Origin of the sequence: Nostoc sp. KVJ20, assembly GCF_001712795.1 — a bacterium.
Classification (GTDB): Bacteria; Cyanobacteriota; Cyanobacteriia; order Cyanobacteriales; family Nostocaceae; genus Nostoc.
Window position 1 is genome coordinate 18,475 of record NZ_KV757590.1, and the last position, 24,645, is coordinate 43,119.

A 24,645-nucleotide genomic window follows, 5' to 3' on the forward strand; every position below is an offset into this window, starting at 1 on the left:
GTGGAAACTGGGAAAAATATGCATCTAATAAACTCTACAAATCTTCATAATTAGTTTAAATTTTCTATCAAAAAATCATGTGGACACTATAAAATAGGGTATTTTGTGGTTTAATTTAATTTAAATTAATAAACCTACGACAATATTTAACTAAGCTAATGTGAATTTATAAGATAAAACATTATCAATTTCAATTAGTTTGAAAAATTTGATATTGCCTTAAGTAGTAACTGAAAAAAATAATTAACACAACTATTGGAGATAGCCTGATGAAATTAATGATAGCCTTAGCTACAGCTAGTATGATTGTAACATCAGCTTTTATGCAGCCAGCTGTAGCTCAAAGAAGAACAGGTAACGGTTATTCAGGAACCGGAGAAGACGAAACATTTGTAGGCGTTCAATTTAATTTAGTAGATAAAGATAGAGATGGGAAAATTATCAATGAAAGTGGTACTGAAACTGATGATTTTGTAGGATTTTTTCCAGGAGCAATAGAAAATTACAAGCAAGGTAACTTGGCAAGAGCTTGTCTTTCTTTTGATGTAGAACCGATTTGTACTTCTGGTTCAGTTAACGGAAGATATGTGCTTGATGATTCTGGGTTTTTGATTCTTTTAGAAGAGTTTGATACCTCTTCGATCATTCCAGTAGATGGAGATTTGAAGGCTGAATTAATTATCAACGATCCCCTGTTTCCAGGTACACCTAATACTATCGCTTATAGTATTTTTAGATTAGGAGAAACTGAGCCTATTCAGCGTTACAGACTAGACTTCTCTGCTTTTGATTTTAATCAAGATCAAGCTATTAATGATTTATCATACATTCTAGAGCAAAATTTATTCAGTAAAGTCAGAGTATTCAGTAACTTTGACGAAAATGTGCTAGGAATTTCCGATGTTCTTCTCCAAAATACTTTTGAAGAAGACATTAGAAATGTACCAGAATCTCAAGCAACAAATGGTGTGATGATATTAGGATTTTTGGGAGCAGTTTCGTTGCTCAAGCGTCAGATTCGCCGTTACACAGACTAAGGATCAAAACCTCAAAGTTATGTATTATTTTCTGACCTGCTTGTGCATATTGAGTGGGATTGTCCCATTTTATTTATTTGCGACTGCACCAGTAAGAGCACAAATCATCCCAGATCAAACATTGCCTAGTAACTCCATTGTTCCTAATGATTGCATTAATTGTGAAATTACTGGTGGTACAACAATTGGCAATAACCTGTTTCATAGCTTTGAGGAATTTTCCATCCCCACAGATGGTGCAGCATATTTTCAAAACGTCGCAAATATTCAGAATATTATTAGCCGTGTCACAGGTAAATCTCAATCTATCATTGATGGATTAATCCGTGCTAATGATACAGCTAACTTATTCTTAATAAACCCAAATGGAATTGTTTTTGGTAATAACGCTTCTCTCAATGTTGGTGGCTCATTTATTGCGACTACAGCCAATAGAATTAAATTTGCTGATGGTTCTGAATTTTTAACGACATCAACCCAGAGTAACCCTTTACTAACTATCAGTGTGCCTGTAGGTTTAGGTTTTGCAGAAGTACCAGCAAAAATTATTAATCAAGCGATCGCATTAGACTCATCTGACAATCTTGTTGGTCTGCAAGTACCCTCAGTTAAAACCTTAGCACTGATTGGCGGTGAAGTAGCTATAGAGGGGGGATTTTTGACAACACCAGGAGGAAGAATTGAGTTAGGAAGTGTCTCCGGTAACAGTTTTGTCAACCTGACACCCGTAGATAAAGGTTGGGTTTTAGGTTATGAGGATGTGCAGAACTTTCAAGACATCACCCTCTCTCAAGCAGCCTTCGTAGGTTCGAGTGATTTTCTCGGTGCTGATATTCAGATGCAGGGAAGGCGTATTACCATCACTGAAGGTAGTCAGGTGAGTTCTGTAACTGATTTTGATGGACAAGCAGCTAATGTCAAGATACGTGCTTCACAACAATTAGAGGTAATTGGAACGCCAGAAGACTTTTTCACAACAGGTATTTTTAATGAAATCGCTGGAGATGTTTCAGGTGAAGGAAAGACTCTCACAATTGAAACTGGGAGTTTAATTGTACAAGGAGGCGCACAGATATCAACTACTACTTACGGTACAGGTCGAGGTATAGATTTATCCGTCAGAGCTTCGGAGTCTATTCAACTTGCAGGAAACTCAACTATTTTTAATGTACCAAGTGGTTTATTTGCCGCAGTAGCACCAGGAGCTATAGGTAATGGTGGAGTATTAACCCTTGAGACTGCAAAGTTATTGGTTCAAGGAGGTGCACAAGTTTCAACTGCTACTTTTGGTGCGGGTAATGCTGGGGAATTAAGGGTTATAGCCTCTGAGTCCATAACAGTGGAGAGCAGAAGGCCAGATGATACAAGAAGTAGTGGTTTATTTGCTCAAGTTGAAGAAGGTGCTACAGGTGATGGTGGCAATTTAATTATTAACACTCAAAAGTTAAATGTTTTGGGTGGGGCGCAGATTTCCACGTCGGCGAGGAGTGGTGGAAAAGGGGGAGTTTTAACTATTAATGCTACTGATTCTATTTTAGTGAGTGGAACAGCTGCGATCGCAGATAATTTTAGTAGAAGTAACATTCTCGTTTCCGCTGAACGAGGAGCTACCCGTGATGCGGGAGAATTGCAAATAACTACTAATACCTTGACCGTGGAAAATGGAGGTAGAATTTCAGCAGACAACTTCGGTTCAGGTAAGGGAGGAACTGCAACTTTAGATGTCAAACAATTGCTGATTCGCAATGGCGGAGAAGTAAGAGCTGGCTCTTTTAGTCAAGGTGATGGTGGAACTTTGAATGTAAATGCTACCGAATCTGTAGATGTGGTTGGTATTGGTAACATTAACGGACAAGAAACTCCCAGTACCTTATTCTCCCAAGCTCAAGACAGTGGGAAAGCCGGAAATCTAACTATCACTACACCAACTTTTAAAGTTAGTAATGGCGCAGTGGTCACTGTGAGCGCAATAGGCACTGGCGAAGCAGGTAACTTAACAGCTAGGGCGAACACCATTCGGCTCAACCAGGGTAAACTCACAGCAGAAACTAATGCAGGTGCAGGTGCAAATATCAGACTGGAAGATTTAAAACTGTTGCTGTTGCAAAATCAAAGTCTCATTTCTGCTCAAGCTTTTAATAATGCCAACGGTGGTAACATCGCCATTGATGCACCGGATGGTTTTATCGTCGCCACGGCCAATCAAAATAATGATATTGTCGCTAATGCTTTTCAAGGGCAAGGTGGCAATATTAACATTAATGCTCAGAGTATTTTTGGTCTAGTACAACGCCCATCAACTCCGCCTAATAATACCAACGACATTGATGCTAGTTCCCAGTTTGGCTTAACAGGTACAGTCACAGTTAATACACCTGATGTAGACCCTAGTCGCGGTTTGGTACAATTACCTGACAATTTAACGGATGCGTCACAACAAATTGTCTCTAGTTGTAACCCCGGTAGTTCCGCTAGACGTAGTTCTTTCACCGTAACAGGACGGGGAGGAATTGCCCGCAGTCCGATAGAACCATTTCAAGGTGAAGTATCTACAGCACGATGGATAACATTAGATGCAATAAATACTGATCAAAATAGTAATGTGATTAATGAAATTCTGCCATCTTCCCCAGCTAAAATAGTCGAGGCGCAAGGCTGGATTATCGATAAAAACGGTAATGTATCTCTAGTAGCTGAAGTCCCAAATATTAACCCTCGTGCTTTGTCTATCTCTAGTAGTAGTTGTTTCTAAGTAAAATGGGAATTTTTCATGCGGCGAGACTCGATTTTTTACAAACTATTTCAACAATATCCCACTCTTTTATTTGAATTATTGACAAATCCGCCAACAAATGCATCCACCTATCGATTTGATTCAGTAGCAGTCAAAGAACCCAAATTTGAAATTGACGGCGTATTTATTCCACCGGAAAATGCAGGTGCAGGAGTTGTGTATTTCTGCGAAGTCCAATTTCAAAAAGATGAAAGGCTATATGAACGGGTATTGGCTGAGTCCTCACTGTATTTTTATCGCAACCGTGACAGATTTAGCGATTGGCAAGCAGTGATAATTTACCCATCCCGCAGTATCGAACAGAGTGATATTAATCCCCATCGCTCATTCCTGAATGGCGGACAATTACATCGAGTTTATTTGGATGAATTGGGCGATATTCGTACCTTACCTGTTTGGGTAGCACTGATGGTATTAACTACAGTGCAGGAAGAAGAAGCACCAGAAGCAGCAAGGTATTTGTTAACTAGAATCGTCAGGAAGTATCATCACCCACCAGTCGCGCCATAATAGAGATAATCACCACAATCATGGTGTACAAGTTTGAAGAATTAAGTAGAACAGAGGTGGAAACAATGCTGGGGATAACTCTCAAGGAAACGCGAGTTTACCGAGAAATTAAAGAAGAAGGACGTGAAGAAGGACGTGAAGAAGGGCGCGAAGAAGGACGTGAAAAAGGACGCGAAGAAGCAACAGTCAATTTAATTGTGCGACAGATAACGAAGCGATTTGGAGAAATTTCCCCAGAAATGCGCTCCGTAATCTCTGGTTTACCTTTGCCTATTCTTGAAGATTTGAGTGAAGCACTGTTAGATTTTACCAGTATGGCTGATTTGCAGTCGTGGTTAGAAGCTTGTTGACGGCTCATTCACTGCATAGACCCTGATAACAGTCGTATATAGTAGCGTAACATCTTGTACTAAAGTAAGTTACGTTATCTGGAGTACTGAGGTTGGGCAAGTTAGTAGTTTTAAAGTTAGGCACAGGTAGTTTTGAGGCAGGATTTCCTGTAACACTGCAAATTGGTGATGAAAATGTTCGACCAATTGTAGAAATTAGTGGCGAACTACCACCAGACCCAGAAATTGTCCTTTGCTACCATCAATGGCAGTCTATTTACTGTAAACTCAAATTTTCTGGTCGCCCTATCGGCATTCCTAAGCAATCAACACAAACTCCTTCTTTGGAAGATTGCGAAAAAGCGGCGGATACTTTGAGATTTCACTTAAATAGCTGGCTATCATCCACTACTTTTCGGACTATCCGCGAAAAATGGCTGGAAAAACTGCTACCGGAAGACCATATCCGCGTACTCCTCCAAACTAATGACCTGAGATTGCAAAAACTTCCTTGGCATTTGTGGGATTTATTAGAACGTTATCCCAAAGCCGAAATCGCTTTGAGTGCGCCTAGTTATGAACAAGTTAGCCGCAACTCACCTCCTCAATCGCAGGTAAAGGTTTTAGCAATTTTGGGTAATAGTCAAGGAATTGATATCCAAACAGACAGTCAGCTTTTGAAAGAATTACCTCATGCCAATACTACCTTTCTAGTCGAGCCATCAGGTAAAGACCTCACTGACCAGCTATGGGAACAAGACTGGCAGATTTTGTTTTTCGCCGGACATAGTGCTACTGATGGAAGCGGTAATGAAGGGAAAATTTATATTAATCAAACAGAAAGCTTGACAATTAGTCAATTAAAGTATGGCTTGCGAAAAGCGGTAGAACGAGGTTTACATTTGGCCATTTTTAACTCCTGTGATGGTTTGGGTTTGGCGCGGGAGTTTGCAGATTTGCATATACCTCAAATCATCGTCATGCGAGAACCTGTTCCTGATAGGGTGGCGCAAGAATTCCTGAAGTATTTTTTAGAAGCTTTTGCTTGTGGTAAATCTTTATATATAGCAGTCAGAGAAGCGCGGGAACGGTTGCAAGGACTAGAAACTCAATTTCCCTGTGCTACTTGGTTACCTGTAATTTATCAAAATCCCGCAACTATACCTCTGCTGTGGCGAGAATTGCACCTCAGCCAGAATAGTCAGCAGATAACATCCGTACCCAAAACCCCAACTAGGGGAGGTATCAATCTACGACAAGCTTTGTCTGCGTTTATGCTTGCTAGCATAGTTACCACACCATTGTTAATGGGAGTACGGTATTTTGGTTTACTGCAATCATGGGAGTTAATGGCGTTTGACCATCTGCTACGTCTGCGTCCCCAGGAAAAACCAGATTCTCGCATACTGGTAATTACAGTTACCGAAGAAGATGTACAAGCCCAATCTCCCAATCGACGAGGGTCTTTATCAGATGAGGCTCTAGATAAGTTATTGGCAAAATTAGAGGCATATCAACCACGGGTGATTGGTTTGGATATATACCGAGATTATGCTGTACAGCCAGCTTATCCAAAGTTGGCAGCAAGAATGAGAAATAGCGATCGCTTTGTGGCAGTATGTCAAGTTAGTAACCCCCAAACTAGCAAACCAGGCATCAAACCACCACCAGAAATTTCTCCCAACGCTCTCGGCTTTAGTGATATCGTCATCGATGCTGATAATGTGGTGCGGCGGCATCTGTTGGCGTTAACTCCCCCTCCCTCATCTCCCTGTACTGCACCTTATGCCTTAAATGTGCAGTTGACATTACGTTATTTATATACTAATGGAATTAAGTTACAATTTAGCCCTGATGGTGCTTGGCAATTAGGTAAGCTGACCTTAAAACCAATTGAGGCTCATACCGGAGGCTACCAAGGTATTGACGCATTGGGACACCAAATTTTACTCAATTATCGCTCTTTTGTGAACTTAGAAGCGATCGCACCTCGTATTACCCTACAAGAAGCATTGGCTGGTAAACTCAAAGCCGATGCAATCAAAGACCGGATAGTTTTAATTGGTACAACAGCCGAAAGTTTTCGTGATTATTCATTTACTCCCTACGCTTCCTCTCAAGGCAAACCACAGGAAATAGCAGGAGTTTTTTTACAAGCACAGATGGTAAGTCAGTTATTGAGTGCGGCTTTAGATGGGCGGCCTCTTTTATCGACTTGGGATGTATGGGGTGAAGTGATTTGGCTTTGGGGTTGGGCGATTACGGGGGGTTTGCTTGCAGCTTATCTGCGACAACTCGCTTATTTAGCCTTGGCAATGGGGGTGGCATTCCTGAGTTTATACAGTTCTTGCCTGATATTATTAATACTATACAGTTATTGGCTTCCCTTTGTACCTGCGGCGATCGCTTTAGGAGGTAGTGCTGTTATCTTCTTAGCTGTTATAAAACAGGAGTCAGAATTCAGAATTCAGAATTCAGAATACTCTACCCATAAAGAGATAGAGTTTTAAGGTGAGAATATTTTAATTTTTTCGCCCACTATTCCACTCGCTTTTAACCAATATTCGTCACCCACTCGTACAAAATTCATTCTGTTAGCGGATAGCTAAGGTTTAGCCCATTCTGGCTCCTGACTCCTGAATTCTGTTTCGATAAAAATATCTTTTTGCTTAACAACGAATTATGAAAAACCTTCAATTAACCATAGCCTTGGTGATAGCATTCACTAGTAATATATCCTACCCTCTACAACTCCAGGCGTTACCAGTTAATAATCATCTGTCCTCAGTCAAATTTATCCCACCGCCACCACCACCAGACCGAAGTGCAGCCGGTTCTAGAGGTGGGGCTGCAAGCCGTGGATGCGATGCAGCTAATCAAACGGTAACAGCCTTAGTACCGACCTATCAACAAACTCTTAAACAAGCTAAGGAAGCGGATGTTTCCATCACTCAAGTTTGGGGTTTAACAAGCGCTGAACATCCTTATTTCTTATTTTTTGTTCCCTATAATGCATCATCTATAGCCAACATAGAGTTTGTTTTGCAAGAGGAAACTAATAACAAAAGCCAAACTTTATACCGAACTTATTTGACACCACCAAAATCACCAGGAATTATTACCGTTCATTATCCCCAAAATCAAGGTTCATTGCAGGTAGGAAAAATGTATCACTGGTTTTTTAAAGTGCGGGTTCAATGCGACCAAAAACAACCGACGAGACTGGATTATGCAGATGGCTGGGTGCAAAGAGTTAACCAAAATTCAACATTAACAGAACAACTAAAACAAGCAACACCCCAACAAAAAGCAACGCTATATACTGCAAATGGTGTTTGGTACGATGCTATCGTGAGTTTGGCAGAATTACGCAATAAAAATCCCCAAAATGAGACTTTACTAGCAAACTGGACAACTTTGCTTCATTCAGTTGGCTTAGAAGCAATAGCTAATCAACCAGTGATTAATTGTTGCGAACCCATTTTGAATAATAAGAATTTCAGTAAATCGCAAAGTTTTCTTCCCACAGTGCCATCATCAAAGTAAGCAATAATTTCATCAATCCAACGAATCATAGTAGAAAAGTGGTTTGGTGTAATATTTAGGCACTTTTCGATCCCCCCTAACCCCCCTTCAAAAGGCACACAAGTCTGAAATAGCTGATTAACAAGGGTTTTACCCCACCCTAACCCTCCCCTTGCAAAGGGGAGGGAACTGGATTTCTTGTTTCCCCCCAATGCATTGGGGGGATTAAGGGGGGTAAGTCAACTTGTGTCACCGTAGCTTCAAAAGGTGAAAACCGGAATCAAAGTCCCTCAATTTATCAGGGGATTTAGGGGGATCGAAAATATTTGATACCGACAAGAGGACTTTTCAAATATCCTCTAAAACTCCTGTTGGACTTTTGGAATATACGTAGGGTGTGTTAGCGCAGAAAGTACAGCATTATTCCAAGCTTGTGGTTGTTCTATCTGCTAATTTTGTAACACATTTAGCAGACATAAACCTTTAAATTAATATTGATGGAATTTCAGTTATTGTTAATGATTAATTCTTTTTTAATGAAAGCGAATTAAAGAAAAAAATATCTTAGTATTGAAAAACAAATATTGATAAACAGGTGAAACTCGACAAGCATTATCACCTACATCATGCATGGGAAACAATAGAAAAACGCATAGCCGATGACTAACGTACTATGGCTACAAGGTGGTGCTTGTTCAGGCAACACCATGTCATTTCTCAACGCTGAAGAACCGACAGTATGTGATTTGATTGCCGATTTTGGTATCAACTTACTTTGGCATCCCTCCTTGGGAGTGGAACTAGGCAACAATTTACAAAAACTGCTGCGGGATTGCATTTCTGGCACAATTCCCCTAGATATCTTGGTATTTGAAGGCAGTGTTGTCAACGCCCCCAACGGTACTGGCGAATGGAATCGGTTTGCCGATCGCGCCATGAAAGATTGGTTAGCAGACCTCGCCAAAGTTGCTAAATTTATCGTCGCTGTGGGAGACTGTGCAACCTGGGGAGGAATTCCTGCTATGTCACCCAACCCCAGCGAATCGGAAGGTTTGCAATTTCTCAAGCGTCAAGAAGGCGGTTTTTTAGGGAAAGATTTTCTCTCGCAAGCCGGATTACCTGTAATTAATATACCTGGATGTCCCGCTCATCCCGACTGGATTACGCAGATATTAGTTGCGATCGCTACTGGACGGATAGCAGACATTGCTTTCGATGAACTAAATCGTCCCCAAACCTTCTTCAACACCTATACCCAAACAGGTTGTACCCGCAACGTCCACTTTGCCTACAAAGCATCAACCGCCGAATTTGGTCAGCGCAAAGGCTGTCTATTTTATGACTTGGGTTGTCGGGGGCCTATGACTCATTCTTCCTGCAACCGCATCTTATGGAACCGCGTCTCATCTAAAACCCGTGCCGGAATGCCTTGTTTAGGTTGCACAGAACCAGAATTTCCCTTTTTTGACCTCAAACCAGGAACCGTATTTAAAACCCAAACAGTAATGGGAGTTCCTAAAGAATTACCGCCAGGGGTGAACAAAAAAGACTACGCCTTACTCACAATGGTGGCTAAAGATGCAGCACCACCTTGGGCAGAAGAAGACTTTTTTACAGTTTAGTCATTTGTTATTTGTCCTTTGTCATTAGTCATTTGTTCTTTGTGATTTGACCAATGACTGTAACCTTTCACACTCCCCTCTACCTTTCAATGATAAATCAAGGGTTTCGACAATTTTGCAGAACGTGAATGAAAATGACCAATGACAAATGACCAATGACAAATGACCAATGACCAATGACAAAGGACAAATAACAAATGACAATTCAATCATTAGACATTTCGCCCGTTGGTAGAGTTGAAGGCGATTTAGATGTCCGAGTTGATATTGAACATGGAAGAGTAGTCAATGCTTGGACACATGCTGAATTATTTCGCGGCTTTGAAGTTATCCTGCGTGGTAAAGACCCCCAAGCCGGCTTAATTGTTACGCCTCGCATTTGCGGAATTTGCGGCGGTTCTCACCTGACTTGTGCATCTTGGGCATTAGATACAGCTTGGGAAACAGAAGTTCCCCGCAATGCAATTTTGGCAAGAAATCTTGGACAAATCGTCGAAACCATTCAAAGCATTCCCCGCTACTTTTATGGTTTGTTTGCCATTGATTTAACCAATAAAAAATACCGCCATAGTCGCTTTTATGAGGAAGCTGTGAGACGCTTTGCTGCTTTCACAGGCAAATCTTATGAACTAGGCATCACAATTTCCGCGAAACCCGTAGAAATTTATGCACTATTAGGCGGACAATGGCCTCACAGCAGTTATATGGAAATAAATTAGGGAATTGCTTATATAGTAAGGATTTCCCAGGATATGTGTCATGATTCCCTGGTTTTTCCTTAAATTAGGCGATAAACCGACGGTCAGCTACACCATAAGCAAAGATAGCAAGCAGTAAATCCATTTATTTTTCTCTGCTAAAAGTTATTTGCTTTTCTCAGACGTTACCTAATTTTTCCCTAACCCTAGATTAGCGATGTCTAGCGACAAGCCGCTCCGCGTCTACGCACTTAAGGAAGTCCAAGGCAAGTAGTTAAGTATAATTATTTTCTTGCTGTTGAAGTATAAAGCCGGAATTTTCTCAGCATAAATACGTAAATAGCAATATTTACGTTTAAATAATTACATATAAATTTATGTATAGAAGTATTGATTTATTTGGATATTGAGCGATCGTTTTTCTCAAAGATGTTTAACGCTTCAAATCACCCGCCGCAGAGAATCTCAAATGCGATAAGACAACCCCAAAATCGTCTAAACTCAAAGTGTCCGCCAACTGCCAACGTCCCATGTCTCGCTGGTTCAATATTGCAGGTCCATGTAAAGCTGACAAACACTATACCCTCTCAGCAACAAGTCGTCTCCCCGACTTGCCGATGCTGATTGAACAAGAAAGTTATTTTGTCGTTCATGCACCGCGACAAACGGGGAAAACAACGGCAATGTTAGCCCTAGCACAGCAACTTACCGCAACTGGAAGTTATGCAGCAGTATTGGTATCGGTAGAGGTGGGAAGTGCTTTTAATCATGACCCAGGTGCAGCAGAATTGGCGATTTTGGGAACTTGGTACGATACAATTTCGATCCGATTACCCAATGAATTGCAACCACCTGTTAGACAAGGGCAAAAAGAAGAACCAGGACGGAGAATTAGGGCTTTTTTGCAGACTTGGGCACAGTCTTCCCCCCGACCTTTGGTATTATTTATTGATGAAATTGACTCCCTACAAGACCAAACACTAATTTCAGTTTTACGCCAATTACGAGATGGTTTTCCCAATCGTCCAGAAAATTTTCCCTCGTCCGTAGGATTAATTGGTTTACGCGATGTGCGGGATTATAAGGTTGCATCGGGTGGTAGTGACAGATTAAACACATCCAGTCCTTTTAATATTAAAGTCACTTCCATTACCCTGAGAAATTTTAATGCCGCAGAGGTACAAGAACTATACCAACAACATACCGAAGCGACAGGACAAATTTTCACTCTAGAAGCCACAGCCACAGCTTTTGATTTAACCCAGGGACAACCTTGGTTAGTTAATGCTCTTGCTAAAGAAGTTGTGGAAAAAATGGTTAAAGATAGAAGTATTTCTATTACAAAAGAACATATTTTACAGGCACAGGAAATATTAATTGCCCGTCAAGATACTCATCTCGATAGTTTAGCTGAACGCCTACGGGAACCAAGGATAAAAGCAATTATCGAGCCGATGTTAGCAGGTTTGGAATTGGGGGATATACCCAACGATGATATTCAATTTGTGATTGATTTGGGTTTGTGTAAAATGCATCCCCAGGGTGGATTAACCATTGCTAATCCAATTTATCGGGAAGTTTTACCCAGGGTATTAACTGTGACACCAATGGCTTCCCTACCAGTGATTGCACCAACTTGGTTAACCCCAGAAGGAGAGTTAAATATAGATGCGTTACTTGCAGCATTTCTCAAGTTTTGGCGACAGCACGGGGAACCGTTATTAGGTAGTACTGGCTACCATGAAATCGCACCGCATATCGTATTAATGGCTTTCTTGCATCGTGTTGTTAACGGTGGTGGAACCCTGGAGAGGGAATATGCAATTGGTAGTGACAGAATGGATTTATGTCTGCGTTACAAAGATGTAACGTTAGGCATTGAGTTAAAGGTATGGCGGGAGAAAAAGCGTGATCCTCAAACTGAGGGTATTGAGCAATTAGAATCCTATTTAGGGCGTTTGGGGTTAGATTTTGGTTGGTTATTTGTGTTTGACAGGCGTAAAAATGCGCTACCAATGGAAGAACGTTTATCAACTCAGGTTGTGGTGACGGAAAATCAACGTGCGATTACTGTGATTCGGGCGTGAGTATTTTGAATGATTAGACATTTTGGGTGTTGCTGAATTGAGGTATGAAATTCCCAAATTGAACCTTTAAAACTCTTACCTTTGCGATCTTCTCTACGAGGCGCTATTCGCGTTTGCGCCTACCGCAAGCGTGAGACATAAAATGTAGTTCATGTACCCGAAAATTGCTGTAATCACGCAACGCCGTACAGTCTATTTTCCCACTCAGATTGATGATGAAGCATTAGCCGCAATTCCTATCATTCTGAGTTATGGTTTTTTCAAACGCTCCGGCACTATGTCAATCTCTGTTACCGAATAAGGTTTACCATTCAAGCACTTACGAAATTCATCCTTTACCTTTAGCCCACTATGCCACATGGTCTTAGCAACAGACTTACCATCTATTTTTACATCAAAATGCTGGACATCTTCTATCCCCGCTAAAGCTGCATCAATTGTCGGTACAGCAAAAGCAATCACCCCAAATGGCAGATTTGGCATTGTGTAATTGTATGCCTTGACAGTAGCAGGAGGGTCATTGTTTTGAATCAAAGTAACCGTGATTGTTTGTATCGTTTTAGGTCTAGGAATCCTTTCGGTTGCAAATGTCAGGAGAGCGCCCTTGTAGTCGCCACCCGGTCCCGACAAATTGATCATTACTGGGGCGTCTTTAGCTTCTGGATCCATTGATGCCTTGAAAAAAGATGCAACACAATAGCTACCTGATTTTACCCCCTCTAACCTTGAAGTAGGAAAAAGCTTCCAACTGCCCGATAGATATTTCAGATACGTTGGATCTTGCAATAATTGAGCTTGTTGTTGCAAATTGAGTAGAGCAGCAGCGGCTTGAAACTGTAGAGCTGCAAACTCAGGGTCGTAATAACGAGAACGAGAATTATCACTTCCTCGATCTTCTGGTTCCTCTTGATAATTCGGGTCTCTGTCACAAAGGAGAACAGATGCAACACCATTCCCACCTTGGGTTTCCCCAACCACTATCTCTCCGGGCCCTGCGCCACCGCAAGCATATTCAGCTTTTGCTTTCGGCGCAAGGAAAGTCATGATGACGACAAGAGAAAAACTAACTGGCAAACCTTTGCGGAACAAGTCTTTAGATAAATTCATCTTTGAAATTTTAAGCTGAGGTTAATGTGATATTTTTCAAGCTGTTGCTGTTAACAAGAATTCAAGCTGCATAACGGTTGAATTGAGCGGCTAGGCGTTAGCGTAGCTTACCGCAGATATCGCTCCCAACTCAAAACTAAAATATCATATTTGCCTGCTCCAATGATTTGTTATGCTGCGATCGCTTCTCAATTCCTAATCTTTGCGATCGCCCTCTCATTTTAACCTAGCGATCGCAGTTTAAGGATGCACGAGACAAGTTTTTAAGTATAATTTTTTTTATTACTAAAATATAAAGCGCGGTTTTTCTAAGTCTAAATACGTAAATATTAATATATTAATCTTGAATGATTACGTTTTAGCTTAAGTATAGAAGTATTGATTTATTTGTTTGGATATTGAGCGATCGCGCAGCGTGCCGGAGGCATCGCTGTTCTCAAAGATGTTTAACAGCCCCAAGTAATCTCTCAGATTCACCGACCAACCTGATACGGTCGGTGTGCAACGGGATTGTTAGACCGTACCTTATAGATATCTTACGATCAATGTATTCTTGCATATCTGGGAGTTTAAACCATGTCACTCGCTGAGTTAATTCCTTTGGTCAACAATCTGAGTCAGTCAGACAAATTATCACTCTTCAAACTCCTAGCCACACAAATCCCAGACGCTGAACTACAAGTCATCTTTTCTGCATCAGAGTACCCGATTTGGTCGCCCTACGATGCAACGGAAGCTGCAAACATTCTGATGCAAATGATTCAGGATAGCCAAGAGGTAAGAAATCCTGTATAGAAGCCAATTCGATATTGATGTTCAATTCTTGTTTGAGTTTGGCGATCGCTTTTCTCAAAGATGTTTAACCGCAAATCTAACACCTCTAAACTGCGATCGCTTGCTTCAAGTCCACAATCTTGGTACGTTCCCAGGAATTTACCGGCGGAGTAATTAGGCGTTGTCGTAAAAAACGCACCCTACAAGATTAGCGATCACACTAACTATATCAGGGTTAAGAGATGGGAATTTAAACCAGAACTCTTGCCATCTGCCTAATTCGATTTGCCCAGGTTTGAGACAAGGTTGAAATTTCCAGACGACTAGAATCACTTGCCCAAGTTGACCACCAATGAATATGCCATCGAGACAATTGACGTTGCATTTGAGCCAGTTCAAAGGCACTGTCCACATCTAAATCAATCGCTGTCAGTTCTAAAAATACTTTACTTTCTCTAACAATCCCAAGTACCGCTTCCCCATTAACCCCATCCAAACTGAGAGATGCCATTTGCAGAAAGTTCTGTGCTAATCTTTCCAGACGTACAGAAAGGCGATCGCACCGAAAGGCAATTTGTTCTACAGTCCAGTTATTCATACGCCTCCTAATAATTTGTGGATGATTTGTTTTACCTGTTCACGAATCGTCGGATCTAAAATTTCCATCGCTCTATTTTGACGTGGCCGGAGATTTACCATTGATTCATAAAAAATCTCTTGAGAAATAGGATTCCAACTCGCGCCCCAAACATCCTGCTGTTGACTTCCATTATCAAGTAAAATAGTTTCGCAGTCCGAGTGCATTTCACCTCCACCTGCCAAAATTTGATGACGTATATCTACGGCTGTTTTAATATAGAAACGATTGGCTTGAAGCATCTCGTTGATTTGGTTAAGTGTTGCAGGTTCTTGTAAAATATGAATGATCAAGGGTAAAATAGGAACAAATTTATTAAATCATTCTAGCTGACTAGAAGGCTTGAAAGGAACTCTTTTAATTCAAAAAGGTGCGTTAATGAAATGTAACGCACCCTACTGGCGTGACAAGACTAAAATGTTGCAATAAAAAAGGTTCGTAGTTGCGCTTCAGCACCTTCTTAACCATAAATCTAATGCACTACTTTAGCCTTGTCACGCTACTACAAGATCAGCGATCGCACTACAAGATTAGCGATCACACTACAAGATCAGCGATCGCACTATAAGTATCTACTGAATTTTCCATCTTTGATTTGCTCCATTGTTACAGCTATAAAGCTGCACTTTAGAACCATTGGCACCATTCTGATTAGAGTCAGCATCTAAACACTTGCCAGGATAGGCAACTGACTCAATTAAACGACCATCAAATTTCCATCTTTGATTTCCTCCATTGGTACAGCTATAAAGCTGCACTTTGGAACCATCGGCACCATCCTGATTGGAGTCAGCATCTAAACACATATTTGGATAAGTAGCAGACTTAATTAGACTCCCATCAAATATCCACTTTTGATTCAGTCCAGGGTTCAAGCAATCCCATATCTGTATGGTAGAACCACTGCGCCCACCTTGATTAGAGTCGGCATCTAAACACTTGCCCGTGAAACCAATCACTCTGGAAGGTGCTGGAGCAGAATGAGCGCTGAGAGCAAGAACTAATAAGCTACTAGAGGTTACTAGAGAAATCAAAAGTCGTTTCATCGTTTTTCACGTTTTTACGAATATTTTTGCTGTCTAACTATATAAGGAAAGTTTCCGTCGTTTCCGTATATCAAGAACTTTTCTTGATATCGTCAATACCCATCTATTACACCGAATTTTTCTGGCTATCATCCTTTTCCGGCTGATAGACGGAACTCTGGTTTTTTAAACATTCTCCAATAATTTCAACTTTTCCACCTCCAACCTTAGAGGGTGTTTGAAAACTTTTTCGTGTTATACCAAGCACTTGCAGATCCCCCCTAACCCCCCTTATTAAGAGGGGGGAACTGGAGTCAAAGTCCGGGGATTTAGGGGGATCTAAAAGTTTTTGATACATAACTAAGGACTTTTAAAACATCCTCTCAACCTTTCATTCTCCATCCTTAACGCCAATATTTCATTCTTCTGCAACTCAATTAACGACTTTTGACTAATTACCTCACCAAAAGCTTTTTTCCGGTTTTCAATCCCAAACCAACGCTGATAGGTTTTTGTATGTTCATCAACAGTATGACCTAAATTATCTGCTGCGGCTTTAATTGGTATTCCCTGAAGATGCGCTCGAATGGCGCAAGCATGACGCAAATCGTAGGGTTGAAACTCAATTCCCACTTTTCTAAACCATCTGGATATATCTCTCCGCATCCAATTAATATTTTGCACAGATGCAATTTTTGTCACCTTTTTTTCTAAAATCTTTAATGGTTTGGGATTTTGTAAATCAAATAATTCTATCCATTCCGGTACAAAGGGGATAACTTCTCGATATCCAGTTTTTGTATTTTTATTGACTTTCCAAGTATGGTCTATATTTTGGGGACACATCCACCAATTAATATCTGGTTCGACAAATAATTCCCTTGGTCTTAACCCAAAAGTTGCCAACATCCCATATACCCAACGCCACATTTCCCAGGTGTCTATTTCATCAGTGATGTTTGTATTTTTGCGATTGAGGGCGAATTTTTCAAATAGTTCAAAAGAAGATACTATTTTATCATTGTCAGGTATTTCTCGATGGGCAGGAGTGACATGATCCCGTGTCACATCAAGTATAAATCCCAACTTAAAGGTTTTGATCAAAACAGAAGTTACCGCTATTAATTCATTTTTTTTATTTCCCTGAAATGACTTAATAATTTCTTCAAGATTATTTTTTGTTGCTAAAGTTGTTAAAGGAAAGTTTCTTTTAATAACAGATATATAGTTAGCAAAGGTATTTTGACTAGTTATAGTTTTCTGACGGGTTTGATAATATTTTTCATCAAATGTATCTAATAATTCCCCAATAGTTTTTATCTCTTGCTTTTCTCTAGATTTAATTCCTAAATACTTCTCATCCCACTCGAAAGTATGACGAGCAATTAATTTACCCAACTCGTAACTTTCCTCGATCGCAGTTTTCAGTCCCTCTAAATTTGCTGGTATCCCTAGAGACAAGTCATACTGCTTTTTTTCTTTACCTAAGCTGCGTTGGCTTTGCCCGCCGTAGGCATCGCTTGGTTTTAACGGTAAGGTAGCTCGTAACTGAAGAGAATTCCCAGTTTGTTTAATGCTAACTCTAATTCTATCCCTCTTTAAATTAGTATTAGCTTCGATTAACTTCTGCTCAAAAACTTCTTGATACTGTAATTCTGTTGCTTTAATTTTCGCCATTGTTCCTCTGTAGCTACCGTCTGTGGTGTTCTGCGGCTCAAAATCTGCAAACATATCGGCGAACCAGTCCCTTGAGTCTGCATTTGCATTCTCATCTGTAGATTGGGGATATGTCTCCGATATTAAGTTTGGCTGATTGCAATTACCCTGATTTTGATTTTGTCCGCTCATTCCCTAAATATTCCCTTATTTATAAGCTGAAATGGTGAAAATAAAATGTTATTGCCGAGCAAAATTACTTTATTAATAAGTTACTCAGCAACATTTTTAGCATATCACCAGTTGCCACAGCAGTTATATGGTGCCTGGTGGCGTGATGTGCGCCCCAACACTAACAGACATTACCCGCGCTTGGGCGCTTCTCGAATATTTCCGCACCAATTGGTTAGAACCTGTGTGGTTGGGTTGTTCTTTAGAACGCTACGAACAAATCCAAAGTTATGATGACTTCAGAGATTGGCTGGATGAAGACCGCAATCATCGAGATTCCGACTTAGGTTTTTATTGGCGGATGGGTTTGGATATCGGTCTAGATAGATATGGCGCTGGTGTTGGTAAATATGTCACTTGGGGATATTTAGCCCATGAAGATAAATACCAAAAGCCGACTATCGAAGGGCGAAATGCGGCGATGATTATGAAAAGTGGAGTGTATGACAGCTTCGCAGACACTCACGTTTTAATGGATCAGTCATTTATCCGCGAGAATACAACTCACTCCTGGTACGATGAAGGGACAGAAGACATTCATCCTAGCGATCGCACCACTAAACCCACTGCAATCAATACCAAAGACTTCGATAACGCCTACTCTTGGTCGAGTGCAGTCCTGCACAAAGACTTCGGACGCTTGGAAACTGGCCCCTTAGCGCGGCAATTAGTAGCTGGCGGTAAACATGGCGAATCTTGGCAACACTACGACCCCTTCATCCTTGATGTCTTCAAACGGATGGGTGGCCCTAGTATTCATGTGCGTCAGCTAGCACGAGTTCACGAAATTGTCAAGTTATATCGCCAAGCTGAACACTGTTTGCGCGAATTCAAATTAAACGACCCTTGGTATATTAAACCTACAGAAAAAGATGGTCGTGGTTGGGGTGCAACGGAAGCGGCGCGAGGTTCCTTATCTCACTGGGTTGAAGTAGAGGGCGGTAAAATTAAGAATTACCAAGTGATTGCCCCTGGTACTTGGAATATTGGGCCTCGTGACGGTGAAGGAATCCGCGGCCCCATTGAAGAAGCGTTAATTGGGACACCCATTTACGATTCTAGCGATCCGGTGGAAGTTGGTCATGTGGCGCGATCGTTTGATTCATGTTTGGTGTGTACAGTCCACGCCCATGATGCGAAGACTGGTGAGGAGTTGGCACGTTTTCGGACAGCTTAATTCTCAAAATTCTTCCAGCTTTCTATCACCGTTTCTTCAATCCATCAGTTCTTGTAGCTGTTCAAGACTCATGCAGTCGTCGTTAATGGCACTGCAAAACTTGGACAGCAGTCAACTTTAGATCAGCAAATACAAGCGAAGCGATCGCACTATCTCCTAAATACACCTTCTCCTCATAAAAACCCTCTACCCATTCCAGAACTGTCACTCGCTGTTGTATCGGATCAACAATCCAATACTCAAAAATACCCCGTGCGGCATACTCAGATCGCTTATAGCGATAATCACGACTACTCTGATTTGGACTTACCACTTCAACCACTAATAACGGCGGTGGCATTTCTGGCATTACCGTAGATCGTTTAGCCCCCTCCATCGCTGTCGCCAACTCCTCAGAAAACACCACTAAATCAGGAACGCGCACCCGTGAGCCAGTAGTCATAATTTCCGTTTTCATCGACAGCCGATAAGCAGGTATACCCAGTTGCACAAAGCAGACAAGGATAAACATGGCAATTCGTCGATTTATCTCACTCTCGGCCGTCATCAGAAGCAATTCTCCATCTTCAAACTCATACATTGCATCTGTACCATCGTCATAATTAAAGAACTCCTCAAGAGTCATATTCCCAGATGCAGCTTTATCTAATGTGATTGCCATAATCACCTTACCTTCTGGTAAAAACATCATTAGCTTACTATTATCACAATATCTCTAGGACTTACGCGCTTAATTTAATTATCAGGTGCGTTAGTCATAGGGTAAGGCATCGAAATTTCTGTAGTTTATAGATTCCTAAACAACACTCACTTTACAGCTTACTGGATTGGTCATCGAAGTGAGCGATCTATGACAATCAGACTAAACTTAATTACCCCCTAGAAGTAATACCAAAAAACAGATTTATCAACGCTTTACCAAAAAATAGCCAATCTAACCAAAATATAATGTGAAGAATTGCTATCACCCAAAATACAACTTGATAAGAAACTTTGCTGCTTTTGTGATGTAGCTTCTGTTGAGTAACAAATGCACCTAACCAACCACCCATAAATTCGCACAGATGCAAAGTATTTTCTTGCCTTCTCCATCGTCCTTCTTGTGCGCGAAACTTATCATCGGCATATAGTCCAAAAGTAATTAAACTCATGACAGGATAAAGAATTAGCGGAATTGGGTTGCCAGTTGTTAGTGCAAGATGAATTGAACCCAACCCTGGTAGTAAAGATAGAAGTAATGTATTTAATGCTAATGATAAAGATTTATCTACAGTTCTGGATACAGACTTATTTGGTGCGGTAGAAGATAAGGATTTTGATTTAACTTCTTCAATAAAAGCATTACAAGCGCGTACTTTGCCATCTTTACTAACTGTTAATTGATAACAAATGAAATCACCAGCTTGAGGACGACGGTTAACGTCTTTAAATCCTGTAATGTGTAGAAAGACTTCTTGACTACCATCATTAGGTTGTATGAAACCAAACCCGCGATCGTCCTTCCATGTGATTAGTTGCCCTTTATGTAAAGCAGGTTTCATGAACAAATTATATGTTTATACCTGCTTTACAGTATGCCCTAATTTACACAAATAGATAACACCAAAAATGCGTAGGCGTAGCCCGTCGGAGACATCGCTCCATCAACTCTTTACCCTGGTAAAAATGTCGCAATAAACTTTTCAACTCCTTTAGGATCTTGCATTAGTTGCTCATTGAGTTGCTTGGCCTGCTCACCTGGGTAAACTTCTTCTATGCCATCAACTACAGCTTGCAGCGCATCCAGAACTACTTCTTCTGGAGGTACTTTTGGATCGGGGAAAGACTTGCCCATACCAATATCGATCGCTCCTGGTAACACTGCTACCACCAGCGTTTTTTGAGCCGCTAACTCTGCCCGAACCGCCTGAGTCAATGACAAAACTGCTGCTTTAGAAGCGCCATAGCTCCCATTAAAAGGAAGATTCACCCGCGCCACCATTGAAACCATATTAGCGATCGCTCCACCTCCATTTTGTTTCAAGATGGGAGCAAAAGCACGGCACATAATCAACGTCCCAAAATAATTAACTTCCATTTCTGCCCTAGCGGAAGACAAATCAGGTGCAGCAATCAATCCCTGGTTCAAGCCCACACCAGCATTGTTAATCAACAAGTTGACATCTTGGCATTTTAGTGCAGCTTGGCGAACAGATTCTTCATCGGTAATTTCTAGCTGAATCGGGATAATTCGCTGCGGATCAGTTGCAACAATTTCAGCTAAAGCATCCATCTTGCGAGCGCCAGCATAAATTTTGGCTACACCTTGCGCTCTCAATCCCTCTACAAAGTACTTCCCTAGACCTCCATTTGCGCCAGTTACCAGGGCAGTTGCACCTAAAACTTCCATGCTTTTCCTTTATACCGTTGAAATAGGAATTACTCTAATCCAAAAATATACTTATACTTACTTTTTGGGAAGTACTTACTTTTTTGTAAGTTCGCATAATATATGTCAGAAAAGCAAACTGAAGGCACATCATTTGTGCAAGCAACACTAAAAATTTTAGGTGGCAAATGGAAGATTTTGATTCTCTGGCACTTGAAGGATGAAGCCAAACGATACAGCCAATTGAAACAATTGATTCCTGAAATTACTGAAAAAATGCTGATTCAACAACTTCGTGAACTAGAAAATGATGGAATTGTTAACCGAAAAGTGTACTCAAATTTACCTTTAAAAGTGCAATATTCTTTTACAGATTATGGCAGAACTCTTATACCTGTATTAAAAGCTCTTTGCGACTGGGGACAAGAACATCTAAAGCGAGTTATTAGGGAATAGAAATTAGGAAGTGGAGCAGAGATTTTCTAATGCCCTATTCCCAATGTCCTATTCCCAATGCCTGATATTCAAAACTCGTAGCGTAACACACTAAAACTTATAGAAATAGTGGGTTAGGCTTGCGTTAATGCATTTGCATAAAACAGCAATTTACACGGTAAGCTTGTGTCTGATTTAGCGCTACATAATTATCTCCCTCGCGTTCCCGATGCAGCATTGCAAGAATACATAGAATGGTGTGTTTTAGAGCAAGCTCAAGCCGCAGAATGTAACTTTACTCCTGATAGAAGTAAGTTAGATAATTTGCCACCAGAAGACTATGTTCCTAAACTTGTCGAGCAGTTCATGAAAGTTAAACCAGACCCAATTAAAGCTGGTTTAGTAGCTGCGATCGCAGGTAAGGAAGCTGACAAACACGCTTTATCTGGTTTAGCGATCGCTGCTGATTTTGTATCTCTTTATGTCAAGTATTTAATTCCTAAAGAAGGAAGTACTAAAGAACAGGCTGAAGAGATATTAACTAAAGTGTCACAAGATCAGTATGAGAAACTGACTGAAGTTGCCAAGAAACATGGTGTAGAGTTATAGTTTTCTGCTGTTGAAGAAAAATTCAGAAGAATCTAATCAGTCGCGGATTCAGACTTGCAACTGAATTGTTGCACCACAAAATCGTAGATTTTGTGGGGGTATTAAACTCGGTTATTCAGACGCTCGCGACGCTCGATAGCGCAGCGTTAGTGACGTAGGAGCGTCTGACTTGCTACCGCTACGCTATCCACCAGTCATACAGAATACCCAACTGAATTCTGTTTGATAAATTATTTTTCAGAGGCTTTGTCTATATTATTTAGTCAGAGCCTCTGATATAAACGCGTATTTTGCAAATTACGGCAACTACTCAAAGTAATTACAGCGTCTCGGACGAACAAAACCAGAGTTAGGATGCTAAATATCTAAAAATTTAGCAAATTTATCAAAACATTGTTTATTGCAATATCATATTTAACGGAAATTTAATTTTATTATCAAGTATTTTATACCCATTTTCAATCCGGTGAGGTACGGGTATGCAAATAAACCTAACCCCATTCCTGAAGGGGAAAGAATTCAAAGCCTCTCTCCTTTTAGGAAAGAGGTTTAGAGAGAGGTCAAAATTGTACTTAGCTGGGTCAAGAACCGCTATAATCGCTTTTTCTAAATCATTGCATTAAAATATCTAAAGATTTGACAAAATTATCAAAATATTTTTTATTGTCTTGAGAAGCTAAATCAAATAGATTGTGGATGTAATTAGCATAAATTACAAACTAAGAACTAATAACTATTTGGCTAAAAAAAACAAAAAACTCATGAAGCAGACTTAACTTTGTCTGTTCAGATAGCTATAGGAATTCCATACTTTTTTTGAAAAGCCAATCTGCTTTAAAGCTTGCCTGATAAAGTTTTGGTTCTTATCAATACCTCGCAAGACTCAAGTTGGATTCCTATATGCAAGAAAGATTTTCATGCTAAAAATAGGAGGATTAGTTCTAATGACAGATTTGATTAATAGCGATAGCGGTAACTTCTCTAATGGTGGGAACAATCCGTTGATAAATTCACCCTTCGGTAGGCTGAGTGAAGTTCTGAGTGATGAAGACCTCTCCAACATATTTAACGGTGTTGGTAATGGACAAGGTAGCGGTAGTCCATTCGGTGGTAGTGGCAATAATGGAACTGATTTCCCCTATGGTGGTAATCCTTTCGCTGATGATAACTTCTGGAATATCTTTGCAGGCGGTGTAAATCCATCGGCAGTTAGCGTCCGTGACCCTTTGACTGGTGCTGGCAACCAAAGCAATAGTATCAGCACAAGTGAAATAACAGATGGGTTTGGTTTGAGAGTTACTATTAACGACCAGATTAATTCAAGGCTTAACGAGGAACTGGGTGATAACGTAATCACCTCACTTGCAGGTGGTTCAAATCCATTTGCAGGTGGTCAAAATCCATTCGCTGGTGGTTCAAATCCATTCGCTGGTGGTTCAAATCCATTTGCTGGTGGTTCAAATCCATTCGCTTAGTACCCATAGTAATTAGAGTCTTTGGGTAAATCGGTAAACAAACACAGGCAAAGAATAATTATTTTTTCAGTACATACTATGCTATTGGGCTATATTATGGACTGAAAGTTTTTACCGAAAAAGGGAAAAGGGGAAGGTGGGGCCCCCTCTGGGGATAAGCTACGGTGTACACACAAGTCCTAAAAACCTAGCTTGATAAGCATTTCCTCGTTCCTCGTTCCCAGTCTCCGACTGGGAATGCATTCATTGAGTCTCTGACTCAATATTTGACTAGAGGCAGAGCCTCTAAACAGGCATTCCTATGCAGAGCATAGGAACGAGATAAACGAAAGAACAATGGGAAATTGATCTTTTTTCAACTTGTGTGTACACCGTAGCCCCTTTGCAAGGGGAGGGTTAGGGTGGGGTAAAACCTTCGTTAATCAGCTATTTCAGACTTGTGTACACACCGTAGCCTTTTTAAGGGGGGTTAGGGCTTTCAAGGGTAGGGGTTTAAAAATCAGGCAGTAGAGAGAGTGATTTGAGACACATGAAGTTGTGGAGGGGAAG

18 protein-coding genes and 3 pseudogenes are annotated in these 24,645 nt (G+C 40.7%); 13 read left to right on the forward strand and 8 right to left on the reverse strand.

The annotated features are described in order from the left end of the window. Positions 1 to 269 precede the first annotated feature (269 nt). The 8 genes and pseudogenes from A4S05_RS10335 (at position 270) to A4S05_RS10370 (ending at position 12,602) form a co-directional block, all read left to right on the forward strand. Entirely contained in the window at positions 270 to 1,037 is a 768-nt protein-coding gene (locus tag A4S05_RS10335; RefSeq protein ID WP_069069745.1) for a hypothetical protein, read from the forward strand. 19 nt (positions 1,038 to 1,056) lie between these two features. Then, on the forward strand, positions 1,057 to 3,789 hold the full coding sequence (locus A4S05_RS10340) for a two-partner secretion domain-containing protein (RefSeq protein WP_069069746.1): 2,733 nt from the start codon (positions 1,057 to 1,059) through the stop codon (positions 3,787 to 3,789). A gap of 18 nt (positions 3,790 to 3,807) precedes the next feature. Next, positions 3,808 to 4,691 (forward strand): annotated as a pseudogene (locus A4S05_RS10345) (Rpn family recombination-promoting nuclease/putative transposase). Positions 4,692 to 4,783: 92 nt separating this feature from the next. Beyond that, complete coding sequence (locus A4S05_RS10350) at positions 4,784 to 7,180, forward strand: CHASE2 domain-containing protein (RefSeq protein ID WP_069069747.1); 2,397 nt, start codon at positions 4,784 to 4,786, stop codon at positions 7,178 to 7,180. Between the two features lie 172 nt (positions 7,181 to 7,352). After that, positions 7,353 to 8,216 carry a DUF928 domain-containing protein gene (locus A4S05_RS10355; protein ID WP_069069748.1) on the forward strand — a complete coding sequence of 288 codons (864 nt, stop codon included), beginning with the start codon at positions 7,353 to 7,355 and terminating at the stop codon, positions 8,214 to 8,216. A gap of 638 nt (positions 8,217 to 8,854) precedes the next feature. Continuing rightward, entirely contained in the window at positions 8,855 to 9,817 is a 963-nt protein-coding gene (locus A4S05_RS10360) for a hydrogenase small subunit (protein ID WP_069069749.1), read from the forward strand. A gap of 197 nt (positions 9,818 to 10,014) precedes the next feature. Beyond that, positions 10,015 to 10,524: pseudogene (locus A4S05_RS10365) on the forward strand (nickel-dependent hydrogenase large subunit); the annotation flags it as partial. A gap of 521 nt (positions 10,525 to 11,045) precedes the next feature. Further along, the gene (locus A4S05_RS10370) at positions 11,046 to 12,602 is read left to right on the forward strand and encodes an ATP-binding protein (RefSeq protein ID WP_069069751.1); all 1,557 of its coding nucleotides are present in this window, start codon (positions 11,046 to 11,048) and stop codon (positions 12,600 to 12,602) included. A 249-nt stretch (positions 12,603 to 12,851) separates the two neighbouring features. On the opposite strand, the gene A4S05_RS10375 is transcribed toward A4S05_RS10370, so the two are convergent. Next, the gene (locus A4S05_RS10375) at positions 12,852 to 13,709 is read right to left on the reverse strand and encodes a hypothetical protein (protein WP_069069752.1); all 858 of its coding nucleotides are present in this window, start codon (positions 13,707 to 13,709) and stop codon (positions 12,852 to 12,854) included. 576 nt (positions 13,710 to 14,285) lie between these two features. On the opposite strand from A4S05_RS10375, the gene A4S05_RS10380 reads away from it, so the two are divergent. Further along, entirely contained in the window at positions 14,286 to 14,504 is a 219-nt protein-coding gene (locus A4S05_RS10380) for a hypothetical protein (RefSeq protein WP_069069753.1), read from the forward strand. Positions 14,505 to 14,733: 229 nt separating this feature from the next. On the opposite strand, the gene A4S05_RS10385 is transcribed toward A4S05_RS10380, so the two are convergent. The 4 genes from A4S05_RS10385 to A4S05_RS10405 all read right to left on the reverse strand — a co-directional run bounded on the left by A4S05_RS10385 (position 14,734) and on the right by A4S05_RS10405 (position 17,993). Continuing rightward, positions 14,734 to 15,081, reverse strand: coding sequence for a hypothetical protein (locus A4S05_RS10385; RefSeq protein ID WP_069069754.1), 348 nt, complete (start codon positions 15,079 to 15,081; stop codon positions 14,734 to 14,736). Further along, positions 15,078 to 15,410, reverse strand: coding sequence for a DUF5674 family protein (locus A4S05_RS10390; protein ID WP_256090917.1), 333 nt, complete (start codon positions 15,408 to 15,410; stop codon positions 15,078 to 15,080). Before A4S05_RS10390 ends, A4S05_RS10385 begins: the two co-directional genes overlap by 4 nt. Positions 15,411 to 15,692: 282 nt before the next feature. Then, positions 15,693 to 16,166, reverse strand: coding sequence for an RICIN domain-containing protein (locus A4S05_RS10395; RefSeq protein ID WP_069069755.1), 474 nt, complete (start codon positions 16,164 to 16,166; stop codon positions 15,693 to 15,695). A 339-nt stretch (positions 16,167 to 16,505) separates the two neighbouring features. Next, complete coding sequence (locus A4S05_RS10405; protein ID WP_069069757.1) at positions 16,506 to 17,993, reverse strand: site-specific integrase; 1,488 nt, start codon at positions 17,991 to 17,993, stop codon at positions 16,506 to 16,508. Between the two features lie 115 nt (positions 17,994 to 18,108). Here A4S05_RS10405 and A4S05_RS10410 point away from each other — a divergent pair. Then, positions 18,109 to 19,209, forward strand: a pseudogene (locus A4S05_RS10410) (nickel-dependent hydrogenase large subunit); the annotation flags it as partial. An 82-nt stretch (positions 19,210 to 19,291) separates the two neighbouring features. Here A4S05_RS10410 and A4S05_RS10415 read toward each other — a convergent pair. The 3 genes from A4S05_RS10415 to A4S05_RS10425 all read right to left on the reverse strand — a co-directional run bounded on the left by A4S05_RS10415 (position 19,292) and on the right by A4S05_RS10425 (position 21,598). Further along, a complete protein-coding gene (locus tag A4S05_RS10415; protein ID WP_370684421.1) occupies positions 19,292 to 19,900 on the reverse strand; it encodes a Uma2 family endonuclease in 609 nt (202 codons plus the stop codon). A gap of 181 nt (positions 19,901 to 20,081) precedes the next feature. Next, complete coding sequence (locus tag A4S05_RS10420) at positions 20,082 to 20,750, reverse strand: DUF1294 domain-containing protein (protein ID WP_069069758.1); 669 nt, start codon at positions 20,748 to 20,750, stop codon at positions 20,082 to 20,084. Positions 20,751 to 20,860: 110 nt separating this feature from the next. Next, positions 20,861 to 21,598 (reverse strand): SDR family oxidoreductase, encoded by a 738-nt coding sequence (locus tag A4S05_RS10425; protein WP_069069759.1) that lies wholly within the window; start codon positions 21,596 to 21,598, stop codon positions 20,861 to 20,863. 102 nt (positions 21,599 to 21,700) lie between these two features. On the opposite strand from A4S05_RS10425, the gene A4S05_RS10430 reads away from it, so the two are divergent. The 3 genes from A4S05_RS10430 to A4S05_RS10440 all read left to right on the forward strand — a co-directional run bounded on the left by A4S05_RS10430 (position 21,701) and on the right by A4S05_RS10440 (position 24,096). After that, positions 21,701 to 22,033, forward strand: coding sequence for a winged helix-turn-helix transcriptional regulator (locus tag A4S05_RS10430; protein WP_069069760.1), 333 nt, complete (start codon positions 21,701 to 21,703; stop codon positions 22,031 to 22,033). Positions 22,034 to 22,198: 165 nt separating this feature from the next. Continuing rightward, positions 22,199 to 22,621 (forward strand): hypothetical protein, encoded by a 423-nt coding sequence (locus A4S05_RS10435; RefSeq protein ID WP_069069761.1) that lies wholly within the window; start codon positions 22,199 to 22,201, stop codon positions 22,619 to 22,621. Between the two features lie 944 nt (positions 22,622 to 23,565). Continuing rightward, positions 23,566 to 24,096 (forward strand): hypothetical protein, encoded by a 531-nt coding sequence (locus A4S05_RS10440; protein WP_069069762.1) that lies wholly within the window; start codon positions 23,566 to 23,568, stop codon positions 24,094 to 24,096. Positions 24,097 to 24,645: the final 549 nt, after the last annotated feature.